Genomic DNA, 26,273 nt, shown 5'->3' on the forward strand with positions numbered 1-26,273 from the left:
CATCGGGGTGTGCGCGGGTATCCCAGCACTTACGTGCTGGGCTAAACGAATGGCGTCCCGCTGCGCGGGACTGGAGCGTTTCGCCGCGCCGGCGAGTCACCGGCGCCTGCCCACGCGGTGGCCTAGCGCGTCCGGAAGCTCCTTAACATCTCCTGATATGCCGGGCTGAGCTGCTCCCAGTGCGCCTGGGGCGCGATGAACAGCATGAAGATGACGGTACCGTCGGAGCGCAGGCTGGTGACGAGCAGGTCGCGCTCAGGGGCGGCGGCGCCGCTCGAGTCGCGCAGGGGCGACGGGCCGACCATGGGCACGACCATCGCTTCCATGCCGTTGAGGCTGGTGCGCTGTACCTGGCCGGACTGCTGCAACTGCGGGTTCGACTGGCGCAGGAATTCGTAGATCTGCTGGGTGGACTGCTCGAGCGACTGCGCTTGCTGCGGCCGCATGCCGCTGATGACGACGCCGTAAGCGATGGCGTCCTGCGAGACGCCGGCGCGGGGCGCGATGGTGACCGCCGAGTTCTGGTCGCCGAACACCTGCCAGTTCGACGGGTACGCGAGCTGGAACTGCGAGTGGTTCAGGGTGCGGAAATCGCGGCTCGGCAGGATGTCGGCCGCCGAGGCCTGGGTGACCTGCGGCTGGCGCTGCTGCTGCTGTTGCGCGATCTGCTGCGCCGTCAGCGGCTTCATCCTGGCGGCTTCGGCCTTGGCGCGCGTGAAGTCGTTGCTGTTCTTGACGTAAGTCTTCGGCGGCAGCTGGCTGATGGCGTCATTCACCGCCTGCGCGCGATTGCCGGGGTCGGGGTGGTCGCTGAGGAACTGCGGGCCGCCGCTGCCGCCGCCCTCGGCTTTCAGGTTCTCGAAGAACGCGGCCATGGCGTGCGGGTCGTAGCCGGCTTCGTACATGATCTTGGCGCCGACGCGGTCGGCTTCGCTCTCGGCGTCGCGGCTGTACTTGAGGAAGATGGAGCCCACGCCGAAGCTCAGGCCGAGGCGGGCGAGCTGTCCGCCCATGCCCTTACCGAGCATGCCGCCGAGGATCTGGAGCGGGATGGAGGCGGCCATCTGGCGCGAGGCGTTGTGGGTGGCGTGCCGCATGTAGACGTGCGCGATCTCGTGGGCGATGACGCCGGCGAGCTGCGCCTCGTTGTCGGCGGCCTGCACGGTGCCGACGTTCACATACACCGGCCCGCCCGGCAGCGCGAAGGCGTTGATCTCTTTCTGGTTCACGACCTTGAAGCTGTAGACGTAGCGCTTGTCCGGCAGCTGGGCGGCCAGCTTGTGGCCGAGCGTGCTGACGTAGTCGGAGAGCGGGTCGCGCGGCGCGACCATGGGGAGCTGGCGCTCGGCTTCGGCGGCCGCCTGCTTGCCGATCTCGACCTCCTGGTCGACGGAGAAGGCGTTGAAGCCGCCGGGCTGGGGGAAGGCGTCGGGGCCGGGCTGGAGCGGGCCAGTCTGGCGCGCTGCGCATCCGGTCAGGACGAGGGCGAGGAAAAGGGCGATGGTGCGACGGGCGTGCATGGAGAGATAGATGCGCGCGAGGAGCTAGTCGTTCGTTGTTCGTTGCAGGTTGTTAGTGGCCGCGAGCTGCCAGTCGCTAGTCGCCAGGGAGCCCCCGCGACTCGCAACTAGCAACTCGCAGCTAACAACTCATTGCGGCTGCTGGATGTGGAGCGAGCGCAGCATGGGCTCGAAGGCGCTGGTGCGGAGCGCGTCGAAGTCGGTCTCGGGCGCGATGAACACGACGTACAGGATGCCCTGCTGGCCGTAGGGCAGCGTGACCAGCCAATCGCGCTCGCGCACGGTGCGGCCGCTCGAGTCCTTGATGGGCGAGGTGTTCAGCAGGTCGACCGACTTCGCCGAGACGCCGTTGACGCGGATGTCTTCGGGCGAGCCGGCGGTGCGCAGGTCGGGGTTCCCCTGCCTCCAATCCTGGATGAGCTGGGCGGTGGCGTCGTCGAGGGAGCGGGCGTTCCGCACCTGCTGTCCGCCGACCAGGACGCCGTAGGCGGTGCTGTTATCGGAGGCGCCGCCGCGCGGCGCGAAGGTGACCTCCTGCGAGCTGTTGTTGCCGGTGATCTGCCAGTTGTCCGGATACTTGATGGTGAAGGCGGAGTGCTGGAACTGCCGGAAGCTGCCGCTCGGCATGACGTCGCCACGGGCGAGCGGGCCCATGGTCGCGGGAGAAGTCCCGCCGGCGGTGGCGCCGCCGGAAGCGGCCTGGCCGTTGGAGAAGCCGCCTTTCTTCTGCTGCTCGGCGATCTGCTGCGCGGTCAGCGGCTTCAATCCCGCAGCCGCGCGCTTGGCATTGGTGAAGTCGGCGGAGTCCCGCTGGAAGCTCCTGGCGGGGAGCGTATTCACTTCGGCGCTGACGGCGGCGGCGCGGTTGCCGGGATTGGGGTGGTCGCTGAAGAACTCCGGCCCGCGCGAGCCGCCCTGCGCTTCCAGTTTCTGGAAGAAGACGGCCATCTGGTGCGGGTCGTAGCCGGTGTCGTACATGACGTCGGTGCCGACGAGGTCCGCCTCGCGCTCGGCGTCGCGGGTGTTCTTCATGAAGTAGGAGCCGACGCCGACCTGGAGCGCGATCTGCCCGAGCCCGCCGAGCGTGCCGCCCCGGGAACCGAGGATGGCGCCGGCGATCTGCGCGAGCGCGGAGGGAACCTGCTGCTTGGTGTAGGCGCGGGTGGCGTGGCGCTGCACCACGTGCGCGAGCTCGTGCGCCATCACGCCGGCGAGCTGCGCTTCGTTGTCGGCCGCCTGGATGGTGCCGACGTTGATGAACATCGGGCCGCCCGGCAGGGCGAAGGCGTTGATCTCCTTCTGGTTCACGACGTGGAAGTTGTAGGGCCACTTGTAGCCGGGGGCGTTGGCGGCCAGGCGGTTGCCGAGCCTCTGCACGTAGCGGGTGAGCGGGTCGCTGTCGGGCAGCACGGGATACTTCTTGTAGACCTCGGCGGCGGCCTGCTTGCCGATCTCGATCTCCTGCTCTTCGGTGAAGGCGTTGCGGCCGGTCGTGGGCTGGTAGCGAGCGAGGGCGAGCTGCGGAGCGACCAGCGCCAGCGCCAGGGTGAGCGCGACCAGGCGCGCGGGCAGGGAGCGGAGTCTCATAGTGCCTCCTGAGGGGCAATCATCATAAATCCTGAGAGTCTGGATAGGTTAGATGCGGGGAAAGCGGCCCGTGTCTAGTGGCAGCGGCGAGGGTCGCGAAGCAAAAGCGCCGGCCGCGGCCGGCGCTTTGCGGGGGGAGGATCGAGGTCACTTGTCGAGCAGGGAGCCGGCGCCGCGCTCGCGCGTGGTGGTGCGGCCGCTCTTGGCCGCGGCGGTGGCGGAGGCGGCTTCCTGGCCGTACTTCTCGAGCAGCACCGGCACCAGCGCGCCCTCGGCTTCCTTCACGAAGCACAGTGTGTTGCTGGCGTCCATGTCGATGCGGACGAAGTCGCCCAGCTTGACCTGCCCGGTGGCGACCAGGTTGGCGAGCGGGAAGACGACGTTCTTCTCGATGGAGCGCTTCAAGTGGCGCGCGCCGTACTTCGGGTCGGTGCCTTCCTCGAGCAGGAAGCGCTTCACCTTGGGCGTGCAGGAGAAGACGAACTGGTTGTTGCCGGTGGCCTGCAGGATGCGCTGCTGCACCATGCCGAGCTCGATCTCGAGGATCTGCTCGAGGTGTTCGGGCTTGAGCATCTTGAAGACCACGACCTTGTCGATGCGGTTCATGAACTCGGGCGAGAACTTGCGCCGAGCGGCTTCGACGGCGGTGCGGTTGATCTTCTCGTCGATGCGATTGTCGAGGTGCGCTTGCGGCTGCGCAAAGCCCATCATGCCGTTGATGAGTTCGTTCATCTCGCCGGCGCCGAGGTTGGAGGTCATGATGATGATGCACTGCGACAGGTCGACGCGGCGGTTGTCGCCGAGGGTGAGCGTGGCCTTGTCGAGGATGCCGAGCAGCAGCTGCCAGAGCGAGTCGGAGGCCTTCTCGATCTCGTCGAACAGCAGGAGCGAGAGCTTGAGCTTCTCGGTGTGCCACTGGTTGAGCGCTTCCTGCGTGAGCAGCGGGTGCGTCTCGCGGTGGCCGAGGTAACCCGGGGGCGAGCCGATGAGCTTGGCGATCTCGTGGGAGTGCTGGAACTCGGCGCAGTCGATCTTGATGCAGGCGCGCGCGTCGCCGAACAGCGTCTCGGCCATGGCTTCGACCACGCGGGTCTTGCCCGAGCCGGTCGGTCCGAGGAAGAGCAGGTTGCCGATGGGACGTCCCGGAGGATTCAGCCCCGCGAGGAACATCTGGTAGATCTCGGCGACCTTTTCGATCGCGGCGTCCTGCCCGACGATCTTGCGGCGGAGAGATGTGTCGAAGTCCTGCGCGTCGCTGCTGCGCTTGGTGGGATCGAGTGCGGTATTAAGACCAGTCCTCATAGTTGGGCCTTTCCGGTACGCGGGCCCGCTCCGCGCGCCGGCGGAGGTATGACGTTGGTGAGATGGAGGAGAGACTCAGCGAGTTGCAAATCACGCGCCAGAGTTTCAGCTGTTGGCGAATCAGTAACCATCGGGCCATCCCCACCTGGATGGGTTAGATGCTGAAAGTTGCACCACGGCAGGGGCGGCGGATTTCCACAGCGCCGGAAGGACGATGCGGCGCGCATCTTCCGTAATCGGCGGGGCGTCTAAGCAGTCAACCAGAGCAGCTGCCGAGGCGTGCTACTATCGCCGCGAGCTTCCCCCTGCTCTGGACGAAAGCGGACCATGTCTCGACCCCGCGGGTTCCTTCCTGCCTTGCTCGTGCTCGTCTCGGCCGCCGTAGCGCTGCTGGTATTCTTCGCGCCCCGATCGAGCAACGGTCCGACCGCTGCGCACCCGGCGACGCGCGCGCGCGCGACGACCCGCATCGAGCCGGTGGCGTTCACGGTTGCCGGATCGCCGGCGCCGGCGCGCATCCCGCCCGCGAAGATCCAGCCTCCGGCGCCGACCGCCGAACCCGAGCCGCCGGCGAACGCGCGGGTCCACACCGCGAAGCCCGGGGAAGCGGTGGTGACGATCGCGCGCATGTACCTGCCCGAGACGCCGTACATGACCACGCGCGAACTGGAAGCGGCGATCCGCCGCGCCAACCCGCAACTGCGCGGCGACTTCCTGAAGGGCGGGACGCAGGTCGCGATCCCCGACATCGAGCCGCAACCGGTCGTCGAGAAGCCGGTGGCGCGCGCGAAGGACTTCGAGGTGCGCGCCATCTACCTGACAGGGACGATGGCGGGCTCGGAGACGGGCATGCGGATCATCGAGCGCTGGCGCGACGTGGGCGGGAACGCCATCGTGTTCGACGTGAAGGATAGTGACGGCTCGGTCAATATCCCGTTCGCGCATCCACTGGCGGCGGGCGGGCGCAACCGGCCGATCCGCAACCTGCCGAAGTTCGTGCGCTGGGCGCACCGCCAGGGAATGCACGTGATCGCGCGCATCGCCATCTTCCGCGACGAGCTGCTGGTGCGGCGGCATCCGGAGCTGGCGGTGCAGTCGCGGCGCGGCGGCGGCGCGTGGCGCGAGAACGGCAAGCTGGTGTGGACCGACCCCTCGCGCGACGAAGTGCAGGACTACAACATCGCGCTGGCGCAGACGGCCGCGGCCGGCGGCGTGGACGAGATCCAGTACGACTACGTGCGGTTCCCGGCGGAAGGCGACCAGGCGGACGCGAAGTTCGCATACCAGGAAGCGGAGAAGCGGACGCGAGCCGACGTCATCACCGATTTCGTGGCACGCTCGCAGCGCGAGCTGCGCCCGCGGGGCGTGCTGTTCTCACTCGACGTCTTCGGGGTGGTGGCGTGGCAGCGGCCCATCGACCTGGCGCACGTCGGGCAGGACATCGCGCGACTGGCGGAGCATTGCGACGTGCTCTCGCCCATGATCTACCCGTCGCACTTCTTCGGGATGGACGGGTACGCGCTGCCGGGCGACGCGCCCGAGCACTTCATCGGGGAGTCGATGGCGCGCTTCCGCAAGGTCACCGCGGAGTCGGGCGTGGTGCTGCGGCCGTGGCTGCAGGCGTTCGGGTGGCGGACCAGGACGTATTCGCCGGCGTACATCGAGACGCAGGTGGCGACCGCGAAGAAGCAGGGCGGGATCGGCTTCCTGTTCTGGAATGCGCGCAATGACTACTCCAAGCCGTTCACGGCGATGGGAACGATGCGGCAGGCGCCGGAGAAGTTCTTCCAGGGCGAGAAGCGCGCGGCGACGACCGCGGCCGGCCTGCAATAGCGAGTCCTCGCCGGGCTGTCTTTCATCAAAAACTCTGGATTGGGCTGCGAGAGCCTACGGTTATAATGTCGGGTAGCGATCTTCCCAGCTTTCGCCAAAATACTGGAGTGCGCATCAAGGAGCGCCGGAATGGCCATTAAGAAGACCGAGAAGATCTGGCACAACGGGAAGCTGATCAAGTGGGAAGAGGCGACCATCCACGTGATGTCGCACGTAGTGAACTACGGCTCGAGCGTATTCGAGGGCGTGCGGTGCTACCAGCAGCCCAACGGTCCGGCGATCTTCCGGGCGCGCGAGCATGCGCGGCGCCTGGTGATGTCGGCGAAGATCTACCGCATCGACTGCCCGTTCACCGAGGACGAGCTGGTCGAGGGCATGGTCGAACTGGTGAAAGCCAACAAGACCTGGCCGTGCTACATCCGGCCCATCATCCTGCGGGGCTACGGCGAAGTGGGCGTGAACCCGTTCAATTCGCCGACCGAGGTCTACATCGCGAACTACGAGTGGGGCAAGTACCTGGCAGCAGCGGCCGGGCACGGCGGCGCCGAGGAAGGCGTGGACGTGTGCGTGTCGTCGTGGGCGCGGCTGGCGCCGAACACCATGCCGGCGATGTCGAAGTCGGGCGCGAACTACATGAACTCGCAGCTCATCAAGATGGAAGCCATCCTCAACGGATACGTGGAGGGCATCGCGCTCGACGTGAACGGCTACGTGAGCGAAGGCTCGGGCGAGAACCTGTTCATCGTGCGGCACGGCAAGCTGGTGACGCCGCCGCTGGGGAACTCGGTGCTGCCGGGCATCACGCGTGACTCGGTGCTGCACCTGGCGGCGGAGATGAAGATCCCGATCGCCGAGCAGATGATCCCGCGCGAGATGCTGTACGTGGCCGACGAAGTGTTCTTCACCGGTACCGCGGCGGAGATCACGCCCATCCGGTCGGTCGACAAGATCACCGTCGCCGACGGCCGCCCCGGTCCGATCACCAAGGCGCTGCAGAAGGAGTTCTTCGGCATCGTGCACGGCAAGGTGGCGGACCGCCATCACTGGCTCACGCCCGTGCCGGTCGAGAACAAGCAGCCGGTCGGCGTCTAGCGATCGCTGATTTGATGGAAAGGCTGCCGAAAGGCAGCCTTTTTCATTGCGGGCTTCTTCCGCGGATGACAAAGCGCTGCCAATCGCTGCAAAATGTTGCGTCGTTCCTTGAGCTACCGCATCTGAACCCCGACGCCGGGGTCGCCGGCGCCCACCACACTGGAATCATAAGGAGAGTTCCCATGCCTACCACCGCACCAGCCGAAGCCAAAACCGAGTTTGCCGCGGGAGTGCGCGAATTCCTGCTGCAGGCCATCGAGTCCGAGATCCCGAAGACCGCCAACGTGATCCGCGCCGTGCCCGACGAAAAAGCGGATTGGAAGCCGGACGCGAAATCGCGCTGCGCCGGCGACCTCGCCTGGCACATCGCCAGCGAGGACGTGATCTTCCTGGAGCAGATCGCGGAAGGGAAGTTCGCCTTCCCCGACCCGCGCTTCGAGAAGGAACGCCCCAAGACCACCGCCGAGATGGCGAAGTGGTACGAAGGCAAGATGAAGGCGGCGCTCACGAAAGTCCGCGCGCTCAGCCCGGAGAAGATCGCCGAGAGCCGCGAGTTCTTCGGCATGAACTTCCCGGCGTACGCCTACATCCTGTTCATGAACAACCACAGCATCCATCACCGCGGGCAACTGGCGGCGTACCTGCGCCCTTGCGGCGGGAAGGTGCCGGACATCTACGGCGGCAGCGCCGACACCCCGATGGGGCAGTAAGAAGCCAACACCACAGAGGACGCAAAAGGACGCAGAGGGAATGAAGCAAAAGACACCTCTGCGTCCTTCGTGTTCTCGGTGGTTTTTGTCTGGTGGTTAGCCCTTCTTGAGCTCGACCAGGACCTGGCGGGCGACTTCCTTGAGCGTCTCGAAGACGCCGGTGCCCTGGTAGGCGACGGCCTCGAACACCGGCTCACCCTTCTTCACCAGCTCCTGCTTGAGCTTCTCGACGGGCAGGACGTTGGGCAGGTCGCGCTTGTTGAGCTGGAGGACGTAGGGGATCTTGGCGAAGTCGTAGCCGTGTTCCTTCAGGTTCTCGTGCAGGTTCTCGAGCGCTTCGATGTTGGCGTCCATGCGCTCTTCCTGCGAGTCGGCGACGAAGACCACACCGTCGACGCCGCGCAGGATGAGCTTGCGGCTGGCGTCGTAGAAGACCTGTCCGGGCACGGTGTAGAGGTGGAAGCGGGTCTTGAAGCCGCGGACCGTCCCCAGGTCGAGCGGCAGGAAGTCGAAGAAGAGGGTGCGGTCCGTCTCGGTGGCAAGCGAGATCATCTTGCCCTTCTGCTTGTCACCGGTCTTGTCGAAGACCACCTGCAGATTGGTCGTCTTGCCGCCGAGACCGGCGCCGTAATAGACGATCTTGCAGTTGATCTCGCGGGCCGCGAAATTGATGAAGCTCAAGCCTTGCCTCTGTCATCGCTCCGAGGGGCTCGGGGGTGGGCCGCGCGGGCGAAGGGGGATACAGTGCAGATCGACTACGTGAAATGCACGTTCGGTTATATCACACGGCCGAAACGGGTTGCAGGTGACTTTGGTGCTGCCGGGAGCCCGGTTCGCTACTGGGCCTGGGGACGAGGGGGCGGCAGCGGATAGTAGCCGTCGCGGGCCGAGATGCGCAAGCCGCCGCGGTGGACGCGGACCTCGATGGAGCGGTAGTTGCCGGCCACGGCATTCTTGGTCTTGTAACCCAGGGTGTACTGGTTGCGGGCGACCTCGGTGACGCCGGAGTAGGCGTTCTCGATGGCTTCGCGGCCGAACTCCTGGTAGATCTGGCCGCCGGTATCGCGGACGTAGCGCGGCAGCAGGTTCTGGTAGCTGGAGTAAGGGATGTGGACGCGGCTGAGGGTGTCGTAGCCGGGCAGGGCGGAGTCGCCCACGTTGATGGCGTAGACGGTGACGTCGTTGGAGAGCAGCACCTTGCGGACGTCGTCGTAGCGGGCGCGGCTGCCTTGCTCGCGGCCGTCGGAGATGACGAAGATGATCTTGCGGCGGTCGCGCGGGCGGCGCGAGAGGTCCTGGCCGGCCAGCAGGATGGCGTCGTTCAACACGCGCGACTCCATGCGCGGCGTGTTCATCACCGGCGTATTCGGGTCGATGGGATGGCCGTTGACGGAGGGCCCGGCGCTCATTGGGCCGCCGGCCATGGCGACGCCGCCGCCGGAACGCCCCGGCTTGCGCGCCCGCTTGATGCCCGCACTCAGCTTCTCGTTGACCGCAGAGAAGTCGATGACGCGCGAGACCGAGTTGCCGTAGGTGTACATCGACACTTCGTCGTACTGGCTGAACGCGCTCACGATGTTCGGCAGGGTCTCGTTGACTTTGCGCATCTCGACGTCGGGCATGCCGATGTCGACCAGCACCGCCACCGAAAGCGGGAAGGGGTCGCTGGTGAAGAAGTTGATGGGTTGGCGGATGCCGTCCTCATAGACGGAGAAGTCGCGGACGGTCAGGCCCTCGACGCGGCGGCCGTCGGAGTCGCGCACCGTCACCGGCACGAACACCTGGTTGGTCGTGACGCTCAGGGTGTACATCTGCTCGCGGCCACCGACCTCGCCGGCGCCCGGGACGTCCTGGGTTGCGTCGGGCGCCGGCGTGTTCACCGGCGGCTCGTTGGGCTTGGTCGGGGTGGAGCGCGACTCGCGCGAGTTCGCGGGCGCCTTGGGCGCATCGGCGGGGAAGGGATTAGCCTGCGGCTTGGTGGCCGAGGGAGCGTCCGGGATGGTCTGCTGCGGGTCAGTCTGGGCGAAGGCCATCCAGGCCAGTGCCACGAGCAGCGCGACCACGGCGTACCCCTTCATCCAGCGTCTCATGAGTCCTTTTTCCGCAGCTTTGGCTTGTGCCGTTCGGCTGAGTAGCTGCATCTAAAATACAATAAAGAACAGGCGATAACAAAAGTGCCAGCCCCAGCATTCCCGCGTCTCTTGATTCGATGCGCGAGCTTCGCGTTCGCGCTCCTTCTTTTCTGCGCGCCGGGGCTCGCCCAGGCTCCGGCGGTGACCAACACCGAGCCGGCGCCGCAGCAGGAGCCGCCGGACCGGCGCAACGACGACGACTTCAACTTCAAGGTGTCGGTGGACGTCGTCAACGTGTTCTTCAACGTGAAGGACAAGCGCGGCGGGCTGATCCCCGACCTCAAGCCCGGCGACTTCGAGCTCTACGAGGACGAGAAGAAGCAGACCATCAAGTACTTCTCCTCCGAGAGCAACCAGCCGCTGACGCTGGGGCTGCTGATCGACTCCTCCGGCAGCATGCAGCGCGTGATCGAGATGGAGAAGGAGGTAGGGAGCCGTTTCCTCTCCGACGTGCTCGGTCCCAAGGACATGGCGTTCGTGATCAGCTTCGACGTGAACGTGGACCTGCTGCAGGATTTCACCAGCTCGCGGCGCGAGCTGCGCGATGGACTGTATCGGGCGCGCATCAACACGGGCGGCGGGATGTACGGCGCGCCACCGGGGCTGGGCGGCGGCCCGCTCCCGACCACGCGTCCGCCGCGCGGCACGCTGCTGTACGACGCCATCTGGCTCGGCGCCGACGAGAAGCTGGGGCGCGAGGTCGGCCGCAAGGCGATGATCATCCTCACCGACGGCGTGGACCAGGGCAGCCAGACCACGCTCAAGCTCGCCGTCGAGTCCGCGCAGCGCGCCGATACCATCTGCTACGTCCTGCTTATCCAGGATCGCGAGTTCGCGCAGTTCGGCGACGGCGAAGGCGCCATGAAGCAGCTCGCCGAGCAGACCGGCGGGCGCGTCATCCGCGTGGGCGACAAGTTCGAGAAGCTCAAAGCCGCCTTCGACCAGATCGCGCTCGAGCTGCGCAGCCAGTACTCCATCGGCTACACGCCGACCAACAACAAGCGCGACGGCACCTTCCGGCGCGTCGAGATCAAGAGCAAACAGGACTACAAGGTGCAGGCGCGCAAGGGGTACTACGCGAACGCGGAGTAGCGTTAGCGATCAGCGATCAGTGAAACCACCTCACGCAAAAGAGCCCGCTCGCGCGGGCTCTTTTGATTGCTAATCGCTAATCGCTCTTACTGCTTCGGCGCGTAATAGCCCTTGCGGGCGCGCACCTTGAACTTCTTGTTGGAAGCCAGGATGTCGATGGAGCGGTAGCGGCCGTCGGCGACGAAGTCGGTGGGCTTGTAGGCCACGGCGTACTGGCTGCGCAGCTCTTCCTGGATCTTCACGAACTTCTCGGCGATGTCGTCGAGGTTCATGGGATAGAAGACGCGGCCGCCGGTGGCCTCGGCGAGCTCTTCCAGGCGCTTGTCGCCGCGCGAGACCACGCCCGAGATGTTGGTGCTGATGGCGTAGACGATGACCTCGGCGCGCTGCGCCATGTCCATCGCCTCCTGGAAGCTGACGCGGCTCTGGTTGTCGTCGCCGTCGGAGATGAGGACCATCACGCGGCGGACGGCGAAGGGCTCATCGAGCTTGCCGAGCTTGTCGCGGCTGATGCGGTAGACGATGTCCCAGACCGCGGTGCCGCCGCCCGGGCGCAGCCGGCGCAGGCCGCTGACCATCTGCTCGGTCGAGTCGGTGAAGTTCTCCACCACCGGGTCGGGAGTGGAGTCGAAACCGTAGACGATGGCCTTGTCCACCTTGGGGCGGATGGTCTGGCTCAGGAACTCGGCGGAAGCTTCGAGCTCGAAGTTGAAGCGGTCGCGGATGGAGTTGGAGGAGTCGATGAGCAGGGCGGCGCGGATGGGCAGGTTGGTCTCGCTGCGGAAGGCGACCAGGGACTGGGGCGGCTTCTTGTCGTCGAGCACGGTGAAGTCGGCCTGCTTCAGGCCCTTCACGAAGCGGCCGCCCTTGTCGGTGACGGTGAAGATGACGTTGACCTCATTGACGCGCTTGACGATGACCGTGCCGGGGTCGGCGATCTCTTCGTCGTTGGCGGGCGCAGTGGCAGCGGCCGCGGCAGGAGCCGGTTTGGGCGGCTCGGGCGCGGGGGCAGGCGCGGGCGTCGCGTCAGCCGGCGTCGTAGCAGCGGGCGCGGCGGGCTGCTGGGCGCCGCTCCTGGCAGCCGAGGGCGCTGCCGGCAACTCCTGGGCGCACGCCAGCCCGGCCAGAACGAGGACACACAGAAAGATACGCATCGGAAACTTCATTATAGTCTGAGTGGCTAGCAGATTAGATGCCATCCGGCAGCTCTGTTTCGCCGAGTTTGTTCATGAAATCACGCAGTGCCGGCGGAAGCGAGGCACGAAAGCGCATGGTCTTGCCGGTGGTGGGGTGCGTAAATCCGAGTTCCGCGGCGTGTAAGAAGTTACGTCCGAGGACGAGCTTGCCCTTGCCGCTCTTGAGCTCGGCGGGCGCGCCGTAGAGCGTATCGCCGGCCACCGGATGCCCGAGCGCGGCCAGGTGCACGCGGATCTGGTGGGTGCGGCCGGTGGCGATGCGCACCTCGACCAGGGCGAACTTGCCGAACTTCGAGCTGACGCGCCGCAGCACGCGGTAGTGCGAGAGCGCCGCGCGCCCGCTCCGCGCCCTCGTGGTCATGCGCGTGCGGCGCTTGGGGTCGCGCGCGATGGGCAGGTCGATGGCGCCGGAGTCCTGCTTCGGCCAGCCGTGCACCAGCGCGACATATTTCTTGCTGACGTTGCGGCCGGCAAACTGCTCCTGCAGCTTGCGGTGCGTGACGTCGTCCTTGGCGACCACCAGCAGCCCACTGGTCTCCTTGTCGAGGCGGTGGACGATGCCCGGGCGCAGCGCATGGCCGCCGGAGGAGAGCTTCCCGAAGCGGTGGAGCAGCGCGTTGACCAGCGTGCCGCGGTTGCGGGGATCATCGGCTTTGGCGGCGCCCGCGTGCACCATCATCCCCGCGGGCTTGTCGATGACGGCGAGCTGCTTGTCCTCGTGAACGACTTCGAGCGGGATGTCCTCGGCGACCGCCTTGATGGGCGGGCGCCCGGCGGCCGCGGCGACGTCGACCCTCTGGCCGCCACGCAGCTTCAGGCTAGGCTTCGCGGGCTTGCCGTCGACCGCGACCGCGCCCTGTGCGATCAGCTCCTGCACGCGCGCGCGGCTCACGTCCGGCAGCTGCTCGACGAGGAAGCGGTCGAGGCGAAGACCGGCAACGGCAGGCGAGACGTGGAACGTCTGGCTCACGGTGCGCAGAATAGCAGCCGCGGGCAAAAAGCTTGAAACGCAGAGAACGCAGAGGCGGACCGAGTCCGCGAAGAAGTACTAGGCGACGGCAGGAGCGCTGCGTGGCGCGGGCCGGCGCAGCCAGAGCGCGCCGCCGGCGGCGACCAGGCAGAGCGCGACCAACTGCGTCACCGTCATGGCGCCGCCGAAGACCAGGCCGCGCTCGGGGTCGTCGCGGAAGAATTCGAGGAAGTAGCGTGCCACGCCGTAGAGGAAGAAGTAGGCGCCCAGCACCTGGCCGTCGAACCGCTTGTGGCGGAAGAGCCAGAGCACCGCGAGGAAGATCACCGTGTTCGTGGCGGCCTCATAGAGCTGTGTCGGATGGAGCGGGATGCCGAGCGGCGTGCCCGAGTTCTGGTAGGCGAGCGGGTCGGTGAAGGTGACGCCCCAGGGCTTGTCGGTCGGGCGGCCGTAGCAGCATCCGGCGGCGAAGCATCCGATGCGCCCGAGGATGTGCCCGAAGGCGATGCCGGGCGTGTAAGCGTCGAAGGTCTTGAGCGCGGGCATGTGGTGGCGCCGCATGTAGAGCCACGCGATGAGCGAGCCGAACAGCAGGCCGCCGTACCACACGCCGCCTGCCTGGATGAGCACGAACAGCGCCGCCGCGTGCCGGTTCGCCAGGTCCCAGTGCAGGAGCGCGGGCAGCGTCTCGCGCGCGAACGCCAGCCGCACCAGCTCGGCGTGGGGTCCCCAATCGGTGACGAACAACATGAGCTTGGCGCCCACGATGGCGCTGATGATCGCCCAGATGCCGAGGTCCCAGGCGCGGTCGCCGTCGATGCCCGCGCGCTTGGCGAGGCGCACGCAGATCACCAGGCCGAGCAGCAGCCCGACGGCCGAGAGCACGCCGTAGGTGGGCAGCGAGAAGTCACCGAGATGGAAGAGGCGGGGAAACAAGGAGGATCTGTAATCGGTAATTTGTAATCGGTAATGGAGAGCCGCGGCCCGACGATCCTGACGCAATTACCAGTTACAAATTACCAAATCACAAATGAAAGACCGACCCGCGGGGCCGTGAGGTGGCCGTTTTTTGAACCGTCGCAAGCGACGGTGGGAACCCTCCGCGGCCCTTTAGGCATCTCCGCATGGCGGAGCATCGCACACCGGACCGGCGAGCCGAGCTCCCTATTGTTTGAATGTTGGTTCAAAAAAGCGGTTACACCTGCACAAACTTTGCAGGCCGGCTCTCATTCGCAGAGTAGAGAAAAGCGCGGTCGCTGACAAGGGAGCCGGGCCAAAAAGTTGGCATCGCAAGTGCTACGGCGCGCACGCGCTGATAAAATCTAGGCAGTCCCCTGGGAGAATCCTGTTTTGCCGAGAAAGTCATACCTGGCGGCGATCGCAGCCGTGCTGCTTTTCGTGGTGGCGAGCGAGCGGCCGGCGCACGCCTACACCGACCCCGGGTCGGGCATGCTGATCTGGCAGGGCCTGGTGGCCGCCTTCCTGGGCGCGTCCTTCTACTTCCGCAAGTTCTTCTTCAAGCTGTTCGGAGCAAAATCCACCGACGACAAGCCGGAGTAGTGCGCGCGCGATGAGCGACCTGCGCGCCGCCGAAGCTGCCTCGTTCCGCGATCCCGCCGGCCGCGTGGTGTTGCTGGGCGACCGGGTGCTGCGCGGCGTGCGCGCAGAGGCGCTTGCCGACCTGGACGCGTTCCTCGCGTCGCCGCTCGCGCAGAAGCTGCTGAGCGATGGCCGGCTGGTGCGGACCACGACGGTGACCGACGCGCCCGCGGAGTTGCAGCCGCTGTTCGCCGGCGCGGCGCGCGTGGTGGAGCACGAGCGCATCGCGTTCCCGGCGTACGCTTACGAGTGGTCGCCGGCGATGTTGCACGCCGCCGGCGTGTTGACGCTGGAACTGGCTGCCGCGCTGCCCGGCGCCGGCCTGGGGCTGAAGGACGCCACGCCGTACAACGTGCTGTTCCGCGGCTCGCAGCCGGTCTTCGTCGACGTGCTCTCGGTGGAGCGCCGCGAGCCACGTGACGCCACCTGGCTGCCGTATGCGCAGTTCGTCCGCACCTTCCTGCTGCCGCTGCTGGCGTGGAAGAAGTTCAAGCTCCCGCTGCGCGACGTCTTCCTCGCCCATCGCGACGGGCTGGAGCCCGAGGACCTGTACCGCATGACCGGGCCGGTCGAGCGCTGGCTGCCGCCGCTGCTCGGCCTCGTCACCATGCCGACGCGCCTCGGCGCGAAGCACTCCGCCGATGACCAGACCATCTACCAGCCCAAGCTGCTGAACGATCCCGAGCAGGCGCGCTACGTCCTGGGCGCGCAGTTGCGCGGGCTGCGCGGCAAGCTCGACGCGCTCGCGCCCGCCGCCGACAAGTCCACCTGGTCCGACTACATGAAGACGCACAGCTACTCGGAGCAGCAGTTCGCCGGCAAGGAGCAGTTCGTGCGCGCGGCGCTGGCCGAGGTCGCCCCGAAGAGCGTGCTCGACGCCGGCTGTAACACCGGGTTCTTCAGTCTCCTGGCGGCGGAGCGCGCGGGCACGAGCGTGGTCGCGCTCGATTACGATCCCGAGGTCGTCGACCGCGTGTTCCGCGAGGCGCGATCGCGCCAGGCGGATGTTCTGCCGCTGGTAGTGGACCTGACGCGGCCGTCGCCGGCGACCGGATGGCGCAACCGCGAGTGCCCGGCGTGGCTGGAGCGCGCGCGCGGCCGCTTCGACCTGGTGCTGCTGCTCGCGCTCATCCACCACATGCTGGTGAGCGAGCGCATTCCGCTTGACGACGTGCTCGCGCTCGCCGCCGAGCTCACGCGCGACGCCGCCGTCGTCGAATACGTCGACCCCGCCGACGCGATGTTCAAGCGCCTGACGCGCGGACGCGACGCCCTGCACCGCGAGCTCACGCCCGCCGCGTTCGAAGCCGCCGCGCAGCGGAGATTCGCCATTGTCCGGAAGCTCGAGCAGGGCACGCGCACGCTCTATCTGCTGCGCAAGAAGGCCGCCTGATGGGCGCGATGACGGCAGGGAAGCGTTTCCTGGTCGCGCTCTCGCTCGCGAACGTCATGTTCCTTCGCCTGTGGAAGGAGCTGCTCAACGGCAAGCTGGCGTACTACTCGAAGCAGCCGCCGAACGGGCTGATGTTCGGCCTGATGCTCGACGTGGCGCTGCTCGCGTTCGTCTTCTGGACCGTGGTGGAACTGGCGGAGCGCAGCGGCAGCAGGTTGGCGCGCGCCGCGGTCCGCTGGGCGTTCTTCGTCATCTTTCTGCTCACCGCGCAGTGGAACAAGCAGGCGGTCTTCTATCACCAGAAGTTCGGCTTTGCGGCCGGCATCCTGCTGTTCGCGCTGGTGACGGCGATCGCGCTCGCTGTGTTCGCGCGCTGGCGCGACCGCATCGCGCACGCCGCGGCCGTGCTGCTGCTGATCGGGAGCCCCTTCGTGCTCGTCACCTTCGCGCAGGGCGCGTGGCTGCTCTACCAGGTCAACGCGAAGCTGAACTTTCGCGACCTGCCGCCGGCGGCGATGCGGCCCGGCTACGCGGGGCCGCGCGTGGTGTGGATCGTCTTCGACGAGCTCGACATGAAGCAGGCGTTCCTGGCGCGCGATCCCTCGGTGCAGATGCCGGAGTTCGACCGGCTGCGCGCGGAATCGCTCTTCGCGACGAACGCCTACCCGCCGGCGCGCGCGACCGAGCTATCGCTCCCCGCGCTGTTCACCGGCAAGCTCGTGTCGAGAGCCACGCCGCTCGGCTCTGACGACCTGGTGCTCTACTTCGGCGAGGACCAGACGCCGCGGCGCTGGAGCCGCGAGCCCGGCATCTTCGCCGACGCGCACGGCCTCGGCATGAACGTGGCGCTGACCGCGTGGTGGCATCCGTACTGCCGCATCGCAGGCATCGCCGAAAAGCTCGCGCGCTGCGACTGGGAGGACGGCGGGCTGCTGCTGGGCGAGGTGCGGCGCGATTCCGGCATCGCGGTCAGCATGCTCGACGAGCTGCTCGACATCCCGACCGTGACGTGGGAGCTGCGGCACATCCCGGGATTCGTGAGCGCGGGCGAGCGCGAGCGCGCGGAGGAGCTGCAGGATTACCGCGAGCTCGAGCCGCGCGCGGTCGCCCACGCCGCCGACCCGCAGATGGGTATGGTCATCCTGCATCTCGGCGTGCCGCATCCGCACGGCATCTACGACCGCCGGACCGGGCAGTTCTCGACCTCCGAAGAGCGCGGCTACCTCGACAACCTCGCGCTCACGGACCGCGCGCTGGGCGAGATACGCGCCGCGATGGAAAAAGCCGGCGTGTGGCAGAACAGCGTGGTCGTGGTCTCGGCGGACCACTGGTGGCGGTCCGACTTCTGGAGCACGCACTTCGGCTGGGCGGAAGACGACCGGCGCGCGCTCGGGCCCATCGACCACCGCGTGCCGTTCCTGGTGAAGCTGCCGGGCGGGGGCGCGCGGAGCTACGAGCCAGCGTTCAACACCGTGCTGACGCGCGAACTGGTGCTGGCCATCGTGCGCGGGGAAGTGAAGGACGCCGCCGGCGCCGCGGCGTGGCTCGACGCTCACCGGACCATCGGCGAGAGCCCGTACAGCGTCTACAGGAAATGACCGCGGCGGCGGGACGCCGCCGCCCCTGCCGGCGAGACGCCGGCGCTCCTAGCTCACGGCGCGCCGCGATTCCTCGAGCGCCTCGTTCAGCATGTCGTGCAGCTGGTGGGCGCGCGCGTTGTAATCCCCGGCGATGGCCTCGTACTTCTTCTTCAGGATCTGGTACTCGTCGGCGATGTTCAGCGCGGCGAGCACGGCCAGCCGCACCGAGTCGATGGTCGAGGTCTGCTCGGCCACCGAACGCATCTTCATGTCGACGTACTCCGCCAGCTTGAAGATGTATTCCGGGTCGGTACCACGGAGGTTGTAGGCTTGATCGAAGATCTCGACGCGGACGCTATTGCCGTTCCCGTTTCCGTTCGGCTTCGTCGTCACCGCTCTCTCCTGGGTTGGAGTCGGCATCGTGTTGTTTGTATGTGTCGCGGGTTCGCCTGAGCCGATTATGTACCGGAAGTGCAATTAAGCAAAGGAAAACTTGCGGGCGGGGTTCGGAGGTTAGCGGGCAAAAACCGGAAGAAACCCGAAGTTAGCCGGTAAAGGCTGTTTACTCGGCGGTGAGCTGGTCGATCTGCCGGAGGAGCTTCTCGACGCGGCCGCGGACTTCCTCGCGGTCCTTGCGCAGGGCGATGAGCTCGGCGCGCATGGACTCGAACTCGTCGTCGCGCTGGCCGAACTGCTCGCGCAGGCGGCGGGCGTCGCGCTCGGCGGCCTGCTGCGCGGCGCGCGCCGCCTTCAGCATCTCCACCGTCTGGAAGACTTTCTGCTCCAGTGCCTGGAAATCGTCGGCGGTGAATTCGGCGTCGAGCTCGCGCTGGGCCTTCACGGTCATGCGGTGCGTTCTCCTCTTTTTGCGGTGGCGCGAGCGCAGTATAACGCAGGCGGTCAAGAAACTTTTGCACAACGCCGCGCGCTACGTCTCGCGGATCTCGCCCAGGCAGTCCTTCAGCCCGTCCCACGTCATCCAGAACTGCGCCATCTCCTCCGGCGTGCCGAAGGAGATGCGGCACCACTTCAACATCGGCGGGAACGGCCGCCCGATGCGGATGCCCTGCGCGTGCATCGAGGCGCGCACCTCGCGCGCCACGCTGCCGCAGTAGATCATCGCGAAGTTCGCGTAGGTGGGGATGGCCTGGATGCGGCGCCGCTGGCACTCCGCCAGGAACGCGGCGCGGTCGCGGGCGTTGCGCTCGACCGCCGCCTGCATCTCCGCAGTCGCGCCGAGCGCGAGCGTGCCGCAGCGCGCCGCCACGCAGTTCACGTTGTCGTACAGTTCTTCGGTGTTCAGGCGCTTGAGCGTCTCTTCGCCGCTGACGGCATACCCCAGCCGCAGCCCCGCCATCCCATAGACCTTCGAGAACGTGCGCGCGACGATCACGCGGTCGTCCGCGACCCACGGGTCGAGGTACGACGTGTATCCCGGTGCGCCCACCGCGAAGTGGTGATACGCCTCGTCCATCAGGACGTAGGTGTTCGGAGGGACGCGCTTCAGGAAGTCGTCGAGTTCGGCGCGCGCGGTGAGCGACGCGGTCGGATTGTTCGGGTTGCAGATGTAGAACAGGCCCGGGCCGGCGCCCATCGCCTTCAACATGCCCATCAAGTCGTGCGAGTGATCGGGGCGCAGCGGGACGCGCACGATGTTCGCCTTCTCCGCCTCGGCGTAGTGCACGATGGCCTCGAACGTCGGCTCGGCCACCACCAGGCGCGCGGGCGCGGCGGCGAACTCGTCGGCCGCCATCTTCAGGATCTCGGTCGAGCCGCAGCCCACGTGCACCTGCGCCGGCTTCACCTTGTGCAGTTTCGCGATCGCGCCGATCAGCTCTTCGTAACGGAAGTCGGGATAGCGATTCGCGGTCTCCAGCGTCCCTGCCATCACGGCCTTCACGCTGGGCAGCGGCCCGTAGGGGTTCTCGTTGCCGTTCAGGAGGATCGGGCCCCCGGGCCGCGGAGCGCGCGGCGGCTCGCCACACTTTTGTGCAAGGGCGGGAAGCGGAAGCGTGGCGGCGGCAAGTCCGATGCCGCCGGTGCGAAGGAAAGAGCGACGCGATACGGCCATGATGTCCTCGCGACTATCCGGCGGATTGTAGTCCCGAACACCAAATGAAAACAGGAGGACGCAGGGTACGCCGAGGTCTTTTCCTTGTTTCCTGAAGGACGAACTTCACTGACACCGGACAGCCCGCGTTGAAAGAAAGAAATATCTGTCCTCCCCGTCCTCTGCGTCCTCCTGTTGTTCTTGGGTCTTAGGAGCGGAGGGAAGCGCCGAGGGATTGGAGCGCGCGGACGAGCTGCTGCGACCAGCCGGCGACCTCGTCGTCGCGCAGCGTGCGGTCCGCGGCCTGGAAGGTTGCGCGCAGCAGCAGGGAGTAGCTGCCGGCGCCGACGTTGCCGCCGCGGAAGATCTCGGCCGGCGCGAAGCCGCGCAGCTCGGCGATGCCCAGCGCCTCGACCGCCTGCCGGATGCGGTCGAAGGTGACCTCGTCGGGCATGAGGAGCGAGAAGTCGCGCTCGACCGCCGGGAACTTCGAGAGCGGCTGGTAGCGCGGCTCGCGCAGCGCGCGCTTGTAGAGGCGATCGAGGAAGACCTCGGCGACGTAGACCTCCTGCTTCAGCTTGCGCCGGGCGGCGACCGCAGGCTCGAGCTGGCCGAAGCGCGCGACCGTCTCGCCGTCCATCACGGCGCGCGCGGCGCGGCCCGGATGGTAGTAGTCGGAGACCAGCGCGTCGAAGTAGAGCGTCTTGTGCTCGAAGCTTTCGAGCAGCGTCTCGAGGTCGCCCTTGAGGTCGAAGAACGTGTAGGGCCGCGGCGTGTCGTGCACCGAGCCGGGAGCGGCGGTGCCGGTGGCGCCCAGCGCGAGGGCGGGGGACTCGTGCACGCCGGCGCCGGCCTGCTCGAAGATGTGGCCGGCCTCGAACAGGCGGACGTCTTTCACGTCGCGGTTCAGGTTGTGCGCGAGCATGTCGAGCATGCCGGGGACGAGCGAGGTCCGCATGACGGAGAGCTCTTCGTTCAGCGGGTTCGCCAGCTCGATAGCCTGCGCGCCGGAGAACGCCTTCGCGTCGGCGTGCGAGATGAACGAGTACGAGATGGCCTCGTGGTAGCCGAGCGCCAGCAGCGCGCGCCGCGTCTTCTCTTCTTTTTCCGCCGCCGGCAGCTCGACCACCGAGCCGGAGAAGCCGGGCAGCGTGTTGGGGAAATTGTTGTAGCCGTAAATGCGCGCGAGCTCTTCGATCAGGTCGATCTCGCGCTCGACGTCGAGCCGCCAGGTGGGGACCTGCACGCTCCAGGGACCTTTGCCGGTGACGCGGAAGCCGAGCCGCTTCAGGATGCCGGTGATGCGAGCGGGCGCGATCTCCTGCCCGAGGTGGCGCTTCACTTCCGCCGGACGCAGCTTCAGTGTGGGCCGCTTCACCTGCCGCCCGACCGCGTCGATCTCGCCGCCCTCGAGCGCGCCCCCCGAGCCTTCCATGATGAGTTGCGCGACGCGCGCGGCCGCCAAGGAAGTTGCGCCGAAGTCGGCGCCGCGCTCGAAGCGATGCGAGGCGTCGGTGTGCATGCCGTGGCGCTTCGCCATCGCGCGCACCGTCGCCGGGTCGAACCACGCGGCTTCGATGAGCACGTTCTTCGTATTCTCGGTGATCATGGTGTCGAAGCCGCCCATCACGCCGGCCAGCGCGACTGCCTTCTTCGCGTCGGCGATGACCAGGTCTTCGGCCGAAAGCGTGCGCTCCACTCCGTCGAGCGTCTTGAGCTTCTCGCCCGCGCGCGCGCGCCGCACGATGATCTTCCCGCCCTCGAGCGTGTCGACGTCGAAGGCGTGCGTCGGGTGGCCCATCTCGATCAGGTTGTAGTTGGTGGCGTCGGCAGCGGAGTTGATGGGCCGCGCGTCGTTCAATTGCAGGCGCTCGGCGATGCGCTTCGGCGACGGCCCGATCTTCACGCCGCGGATGATGCGCGAGGTGTAGCGCGCGCAACCCTGCTTGTCGTGGATCTCGATCTTGAAATCGGCCTTGCCGGCGCCCTTCGGCAGCTTCGCGACAATCGGCTTGAGCGGCTTGTCGTAGATGGCGGCGGCCTCGCGCGCCACGCCGTAGTGGTTCATCGCGTCCGGGCGGTTGGTGGTGATCTCCATCGCGAACACGGTCTCGCCGCCGGACTTCTCGATGGCTTCGACCGAGATGCCGGCCATCGTGAGGTCGCGCGCGAGCGTCTCCGCGTCGGCCTTGAGGTCGACGTACTCGCGCAGCCATGTGGGGACGATCTTCATCTTCGCAAGTTCAAAATCCAACGCGGAGGCGCGGAGGCCGCCGAGTCGAACATCAAAAAGACCTCGGCGCTCTCTGCGCCTCGGCGTTCGGTGTTACGCGAACTGCTCCAAAAACCTGACGTCGCCCGAATACAGCAACTGGATGTCGTCGATGCCGTACATCGCCATCGCGATCCGCTCCACGCCCATGCCGAAGGCGAAGCCCGACACCTTCGCCGGGTCGTAACCGTTCTGCTTCACGAACTGAAAGACGTTGGGGTCGACCATGCCCGAGCCGAGCAGCTCGATCCAGCCGCTCATCTTGCACAGCCGGCAGCCCTTGCCGTGGCACTTGAAGCAGGTCACGGCGACGTCGGCGCTCGGCTCGGTGAAGGGGAAGAACGACGGGAAGAAGCGCGTCTTCACATCCGACCCGAACAGCTCCTTCATGGCGTGGTCGAGCGTGCCCTTCAGGTCCGAGAACGTGATGTTGCGGTCGACCACCAGGCCTTCGACCTGGTGGAAGACGGGCGAGTGCGTCGCGTCGGGCGTGTCGTGCCGGTAGACCTTGCCGGGGATGACGATGCGCACCGGCGGCGGCTGCCGCTCCATGGTGTGGATCTGCACCGGCGAGGTGTGCGTGCGCAGCAGCAGGCGCTCGCGCTGCGGCTTGCGTTCCTGCCCGGCGACGAACAGCGTGTCCTGCGTGTCGCGCGCCGGATGGTTGGGCGGGAAGTTCAGCGCCTCGAAGTTGTAGTAGTCGGTCTCGATCTCCGGGCCTTCGCCGACCGAGTAGCCCATGCGCTGGAAGACCGCGACGATGTGGTTCATCGTGCGGATGACGGGATGCTCGACCCCGAGCGGCCGCCGGATGCCGGGGAGGGTGACGTCGAGCTTCTCGGCGGCGAGGCGCGCGGAGGAGGTGGCGCCGGAGGCGCGGTCCTTCGCGCCCTCGACCACCTCTTCTACCTTCTTGTTGAGTTCGTTGACGCGCTGTCCGACGTCGCGCTTCGACGGTCCGGGCGCGGCCTTCAACCACGCCTCATTGACCTGCGTGAGGATGCCGTTCTTGCGCGCCATCCAGCGGTCGCGGAATACGCGCCAGTCGTTCTCGCTCGCGATCGCGGCGGCTTCGGAGTCGAGCGCGGCCAACAGGTCGCGCACCGCGGCGTCGAGCGACGCCGGCGAATAGTCTCCGAGTTTGGGGACCTCGTACATGAAAGGCTCTGGAATTGTCATTCCGAGCGTAGCGAGGAATCCGCTTTTTCAAAAGCAGATTCCTCGGCCGCCTGAAGGCGGCCTCGGAATGACAATCCTAAGACTGACGACTGAAGACCGAAGACTGACGGCTGGTGCTACGCCGACTTGCTGGCCAGCGCGGCCTTGGACTGCTCGGCCAGGCCGGCAAAACCGGTCGGGTCGTGGACCGCGATGTCGGCCAGGATCTTGCGATCGAGCTCGACGCCGGACTTCTTCAGCCCGCTGATGAACTGGCTGTAGTTCATGCCGTTCTGCTTGGCGGCGGCGCCGATGCGCACGATCCACAGCGAGCGGAACTGGCGCTTCTTCTGCCGGCGGCCGGCGTAGGCGAACTTCAGGCCGCGCTCCACCGACTCCTTTGCCGAGCGGTAGAGCTTGGATTTAGTGAGGAAATATCCGGAGGCGCGCTCCAGGATCTTCTTGCGCTTCTGGCGGCGCTTGGTACCACGTTTGACGCGAGGCATTGCTTTCTCCTTTTACGTTCGTTACGCGGCTGGAGGCAGGAGGTTCGCAGGGAACTTCGTGGCCTCTTCACTCGCTGAGCGATGAGCTAACAGCTAATCGCTGATTGCTGCCTTTAGTACGGGATCATGCGCTTGATCTTCGGCTGGTCGGCCTTGGAGACCATGGTCGGCATGTCGAGCTGGCGCTTCCGCTTGCGATTCTTGGAAGTCAGGATGTGACGGGTGAACGCACTGGCGCGCTTGACGCGTCCGGTCCCGGTCTTCTTGAAGCGCTTCTTGGCGCCGGAATGGGTCTTGAGTTTCGGCATTGCAAAACCTTTCGTCTTTATTTTCTTGGCGGCGCGAGGATGGCGTGCAGCGTGTTGCCTTCCATGCGGGGCATGAACTCCACGATGCCCTTGCCCTCGATCTCCTTCATCAGGCGGTCGAGGATCTTGCGGCCCAGTTCGCGGTGCGACATCTCGCGGCCGCGGTAGAAGATGGTGGCCTTCACCTTGTCTCCTTCGCCCAGGAAGCGCAGCACGGGGTTCTTCGTGGTCTGGTACTCGTGCTCGTCCACGTTGATGCGGAATTTCACTTCCTTGAGGGTGATGGTCTTCTGGTGCTTCTTGGCCGCCTTTTCCTTCTTGTCCATCTCGTAGAGGTACTTGCCGAAGTCCATGATCTTGCAGACGGGCGGCTGCGCCGTCGGCGAGACTTCCACGAGGTCGAGGTTCTTTTCGCGAGCGATCTTCAGCGCTTCGAAGGGCTGCAGGATGCCCAACTGCTCGCCTTCCGGGCCGATCACGCGCAACTCGCGCGCGCGAATACGCTCATTCGTGCGGATAAACTTCTTATCGATGCGACGCCTCCAGCTTTCCTAAGCAGGGGATGGAACAGGGCGGAAAACCCAATGATTATAGCATCCGGCCGCGCAGGCCGTCATCGCTCAGGCCTGCCACGCGGACGCGCAGCCACTGGTTGGGCGCGTGCGCGCCGGCAAGCTCCAGCTTGAGGTAGTTGTCGGTCAGCGCCTCGGTCCAGCCGTCGCCGGCGCGCGAGAGCGTGATGGCTTCCAGTTCGCGCCCGACGAACGCTTGGCGGAATCCGTGGTTCTTCTCCGCCGCCAGCTCGCGCAGCACGCGGTTGCGCTCGCGCCTGACGCGCTCCGGGACCTGGCCCGGCATATCCGCTGCCGGCGTTCCGGGGCGGGCGGAGTAGGTGAAGACGTGCAGGTAGGTGAAGGGAAGCGCGGCGAGGAAGGCGCGGTTCTCTTCGAACAGCTCGTCGGTCTCGCCCGGGAATCCGACCATGACGTCGGCGCCGATGGCGGCCTCGGGCATCGCGGCGCGCGCCTTCCCGATGCGCTCGGCGTAGTGCCACGGCCGATACTTGCGGTGCATCGCGCGCAGGATGCGGTCGGAGCCCGACTGCAGCGGCGCGTGCACGTGCTTGGCGATGCGCGGCGACGAGGCGACGAGCGCGATCAGCTCGTCGGACCAGTCCATCGGCTCGATGGAGCTGAGCCGCAGCTTCTCCAGGGGCGTCTCGCCGAGGATGGCGCGGACGAGGTCTTCGAAATCCTCGGTCCGCTCGAAGTCGTTGCCCCACCTGCCGAGGTTGATGCCGGAGAGCACGACCTCGCGGTAGCCCAGGGCGACCAGCGCGTTGACCTCGCGCAGCACGCGCGCGCGCGGGAGCGAGCGGCTCTGCCCGCGGACGAACGGGATCACGCAGAACGAGCAGCGGTTGTCGCAGCCATCCTGGACCTTCAGGTTCGGGCGGGTACGCTCGGCGTGCGTCTCGGCCTCGAAGACCGGGGCGGCCAGCAGCTCGGTGTGGGCGAAGATGTCGGAGACGAAAATGTTCGGTAGCGACGGCCTTCCGGCCGTCTCCGCCAGCGACCGCAGCGGCACAAAGCCAGGGGGCGCCACGAGCTCGGCGAGCTGGTGCTTGTGCGAGTTCCCGACCACCTGGGAGACGCCGGGCAGCGCGGCCAGCTCTTCCGGCGCGCGCTGGGCGTAGCAGCCGGTGACAACGATCTTCGCGCCCGGGTTCTCCCGGTGCACCCGCCGGATGGCGGCCCGGGCATCCTTGTCGGCGGAATCGGTCACCGTGCAGGTGTTGAGCACCACCAGGTCGGCCTGGGCGGCGGTTTGGGCCGCTCGAAAGCCCTGCGACGCGAATTGGCGCTCCAATTCGGCGCCATCCGCCTGGGTGGCCCGGCATCCGAAGTTCTGCACGAAGTAGCGGCTCGCCATATTCGGAGTATTATAGACAGCAATCGATTCGCTCTTTTCCC

At 66.7% G+C, this 26,273-nt stretch carries 24 protein-coding genes and 1 other RNA gene; 7 read left to right on the forward strand and 18 right to left on the reverse strand.

Annotated elements, in window-relative coordinates:
* Nucleotides 1–122: 122 nt before the first annotated feature.
* The 3 genes from VLA96_06680 to VLA96_06690 all read right to left on the reverse strand — a co-directional run bounded on the left by VLA96_06680 (nucleotide 123) and on the right by VLA96_06690 (nucleotide 4,409).
* Nucleotides 123–1,520 carry a M48 family metalloprotease gene (locus tag VLA96_06680; protein HSE48878.1) on the reverse strand — a complete coding sequence of 466 codons (1,398 nt, stop codon included), beginning with the start codon at nucleotides 1,518–1,520 and terminating at the stop codon, nucleotides 123–125.
* 129 nt (nucleotides 1,521–1,649) lie between these two features.
* Entirely contained in the window at nucleotides 1,650–3,107 is a 1,458-nt protein-coding gene (locus tag VLA96_06685; GenBank protein HSE48879.1) for a M48 family metalloprotease, read from the reverse strand.
* A gap of 147 nt (nucleotides 3,108–3,254) precedes the next feature.
* The gene (locus VLA96_06690) at nucleotides 3,255–4,409 is read right to left on the reverse strand and encodes an AAA family ATPase (GenBank protein HSE48880.1); all 1,155 of its coding nucleotides are present in this window, start codon (nucleotides 4,407–4,409) and stop codon (nucleotides 3,255–3,257) included.
* 327 nt (nucleotides 4,410–4,736) lie between these two features.
* On the opposite strand from VLA96_06690, the gene VLA96_06695 reads away from it, so the two are divergent.
* The 3 genes from VLA96_06695 (at nucleotide 4,737) to VLA96_06705 (ending at nucleotide 8,044) form a co-directional block, all read left to right on the forward strand.
* Nucleotides 4,737–6,242 (forward strand): putative glycoside hydrolase, encoded by a 1,506-nt coding sequence (locus VLA96_06695; protein HSE48881.1) that lies wholly within the window; start codon nucleotides 4,737–4,739, stop codon nucleotides 6,240–6,242.
* A 129-nt stretch (nucleotides 6,243–6,371) separates the two neighbouring features.
* On the forward strand, nucleotides 6,372–7,334 hold the full coding sequence (locus tag VLA96_06700; protein HSE48882.1) for a branched-chain amino acid transaminase: 963 nt from the start codon (nucleotides 6,372–6,374) through the stop codon (nucleotides 7,332–7,334).
* Between the two features lie 182 nt (nucleotides 7,335–7,516).
* Nucleotides 7,517–8,044 carry a DinB family protein gene (locus VLA96_06705; protein HSE48883.1) on the forward strand — a complete coding sequence of 176 codons (528 nt, stop codon included), beginning with the start codon at nucleotides 7,517–7,519 and terminating at the stop codon, nucleotides 8,042–8,044.
* 96 nt (nucleotides 8,045–8,140) lie between these two features.
* Here VLA96_06705 and VLA96_06710 read toward each other — a convergent pair whose 3' ends face one another.
* Nucleotides 8,141–8,725: a GTPase domain-containing protein gene (locus VLA96_06710; GenBank protein HSE48884.1), complete on the reverse strand. Its 585-nt coding sequence runs from the start codon at nucleotides 8,723–8,725 to the stop codon at nucleotides 8,141–8,143.
* Between the two features lie 155 nt (nucleotides 8,726–8,880).
* Nucleotides 8,881–10,134 carry a VWA domain-containing protein gene (locus tag VLA96_06715; GenBank protein ID HSE48885.1) on the reverse strand — a complete coding sequence of 418 codons (1,254 nt, stop codon included), beginning with the start codon at nucleotides 10,132–10,134 and terminating at the stop codon, nucleotides 8,881–8,883.
* A gap of 183 nt (nucleotides 10,135–10,317) precedes the next feature.
* On the opposite strand from VLA96_06715, the gene VLA96_06720 reads away from it, so the two are divergent.
* Nucleotides 10,318–11,268 (forward strand): VWA domain-containing protein, encoded by a 951-nt coding sequence (locus VLA96_06720; protein HSE48886.1) that lies wholly within the window; start codon nucleotides 10,318–10,320, stop codon nucleotides 11,266–11,268.
* 86 nt (nucleotides 11,269–11,354) lie between these two features.
* Here the strand turns inward: VLA96_06720 and VLA96_06725 are convergent, their stop codons facing one another.
* The 4 genes from VLA96_06725 to ssrS all read right to left on the reverse strand — a co-directional run bounded on the left by VLA96_06725 (nucleotide 11,355) and on the right by ssrS (nucleotide 14,658).
* Entirely contained in the window at nucleotides 11,355–12,422 is a 1,068-nt protein-coding gene (locus VLA96_06725; protein HSE48887.1) for a VWA domain-containing protein, read from the reverse strand.
* 34 nt (nucleotides 12,423–12,456) lie between these two features.
* Entirely contained in the window at nucleotides 12,457–13,434 is a 978-nt protein-coding gene (locus VLA96_06730) for an RluA family pseudouridine synthase (protein HSE48888.1), read from the reverse strand.
* Nucleotides 13,435–13,512: 78 nt separating this feature from the next.
* On the reverse strand, nucleotides 13,513–14,370 hold the full coding sequence (gene lgt, locus VLA96_06735) for a prolipoprotein diacylglyceryl transferase (GenBank protein HSE48889.1): 858 nt from the start codon (nucleotides 14,368–14,370) through the stop codon (nucleotides 13,513–13,515).
* 100 nt (nucleotides 14,371–14,470) lie between these two features.
* Nucleotides 14,471–14,658, reverse strand: a non-coding RNA gene (ssrS, locus tag VLA96_06740) — 6S RNA.
* A 126-nt stretch (nucleotides 14,659–14,784) separates the two neighbouring features.
* Here ssrS and VLA96_06745 point away from each other — a divergent pair.
* From VLA96_06745 to VLA96_06755, 3 genes are read left to right on the forward strand one after another with little or no spacing between them, the layout of a single operon-like run.
* Nucleotides 14,785–14,994 (forward strand): hypothetical protein, encoded by a 210-nt coding sequence (locus VLA96_06745; protein HSE48890.1) that lies wholly within the window; start codon nucleotides 14,785–14,787, stop codon nucleotides 14,992–14,994.
* Between the two features lie 10 nt (nucleotides 14,995–15,004).
* A complete protein-coding gene (locus VLA96_06750) occupies nucleotides 15,005–16,426 on the forward strand; it encodes a class I SAM-dependent methyltransferase (protein ID HSE48891.1) in 1,422 nt (473 codons plus the stop codon).
* A complete protein-coding gene (locus tag VLA96_06755; protein ID HSE48892.1) occupies nucleotides 16,426–18,024 on the forward strand; it encodes a sulfatase-like hydrolase/transferase in 1,599 nt (532 codons plus the stop codon). The genes VLA96_06750 and VLA96_06755 overlap by 1 nt, the downstream gene beginning before the upstream one ends.
* A gap of 48 nt (nucleotides 18,025–18,072) precedes the next feature.
* Here the strand turns inward: VLA96_06755 and VLA96_06760 are convergent, their stop codons facing one another.
* From VLA96_06760 to mtaB, 9 genes are all read right to left on the reverse strand, one after another.
* Nucleotides 18,073–18,399, reverse strand: a complete 327-nt coding sequence (locus VLA96_06760; GenBank protein HSE48893.1) for a cell division protein ZapA — start codon at nucleotides 18,397–18,399, stop codon at nucleotides 18,073–18,075.
* A gap of 169 nt (nucleotides 18,400–18,568) precedes the next feature.
* Entirely contained in the window at nucleotides 18,569–18,853 is a 285-nt protein-coding gene (locus VLA96_06765) for a hypothetical protein (GenBank protein ID HSE48894.1), read from the reverse strand.
* An 81-nt stretch (nucleotides 18,854–18,934) separates the two neighbouring features.
* Nucleotides 18,935–20,077 (reverse strand): aminotransferase class I/II-fold pyridoxal phosphate-dependent enzyme, encoded by a 1,143-nt coding sequence (locus tag VLA96_06770; protein ID HSE48895.1) that lies wholly within the window; start codon nucleotides 20,075–20,077, stop codon nucleotides 18,935–18,937.
* A 187-nt stretch (nucleotides 20,078–20,264) separates the two neighbouring features.
* The gene (gene pheT, locus VLA96_06775) at nucleotides 20,265–22,289 is read right to left on the reverse strand and encodes a phenylalanine--tRNA ligase subunit beta (GenBank protein ID HSE48896.1); all 2,025 of its coding nucleotides are present in this window, start codon (nucleotides 22,287–22,289) and stop codon (nucleotides 20,265–20,267) included.
* A 93-nt stretch (nucleotides 22,290–22,382) separates the two neighbouring features.
* Entirely contained in the window at nucleotides 22,383–23,486 is a 1,104-nt protein-coding gene (gene pheS, locus VLA96_06780; GenBank protein HSE48897.1) for a phenylalanine--tRNA ligase subunit alpha, read from the reverse strand.
* 137 nt (nucleotides 23,487–23,623) lie between these two features.
* On the reverse strand, nucleotides 23,624–23,992 hold the full coding sequence (gene rplT / locus VLA96_06785) for a 50S ribosomal protein L20 (protein HSE48898.1): 369 nt from the start codon (nucleotides 23,990–23,992) through the stop codon (nucleotides 23,624–23,626).
* A 113-nt stretch (nucleotides 23,993–24,105) separates the two neighbouring features.
* Nucleotides 24,106–24,300, reverse strand: coding sequence for a 50S ribosomal protein L35 (rpmI, locus tag VLA96_06790; protein ID HSE48899.1), 195 nt, complete (start codon nucleotides 24,298–24,300; stop codon nucleotides 24,106–24,108).
* A 17-nt stretch (nucleotides 24,301–24,317) separates the two neighbouring features.
* Nucleotides 24,318–24,833 carry a translation initiation factor IF-3 gene (infC, locus tag VLA96_06795; protein ID HSE48900.1) on the reverse strand — a complete coding sequence of 172 codons (516 nt, stop codon included), beginning with the start codon at nucleotides 24,831–24,833 and terminating at the stop codon, nucleotides 24,318–24,320.
* Between the two features lie 55 nt (nucleotides 24,834–24,888).
* On the reverse strand, nucleotides 24,889–26,232 hold the full coding sequence (gene mtaB / locus VLA96_06800; GenBank protein HSE48901.1) for a tRNA (N(6)-L-threonylcarbamoyladenosine(37)-C(2))-methylthiotransferase MtaB: 1,344 nt from the start codon (nucleotides 26,230–26,232) through the stop codon (nucleotides 24,889–24,891).
* Between the last annotated feature and the right edge of the window lie 41 nt (nucleotides 26,233–26,273).

The organism is Terriglobales bacterium (assembly GCA_035457425.1).
Lineage (GTDB): Bacteria > Acidobacteriota > Terriglobia > Terriglobales > Acidobacteriaceae > JACPNR01.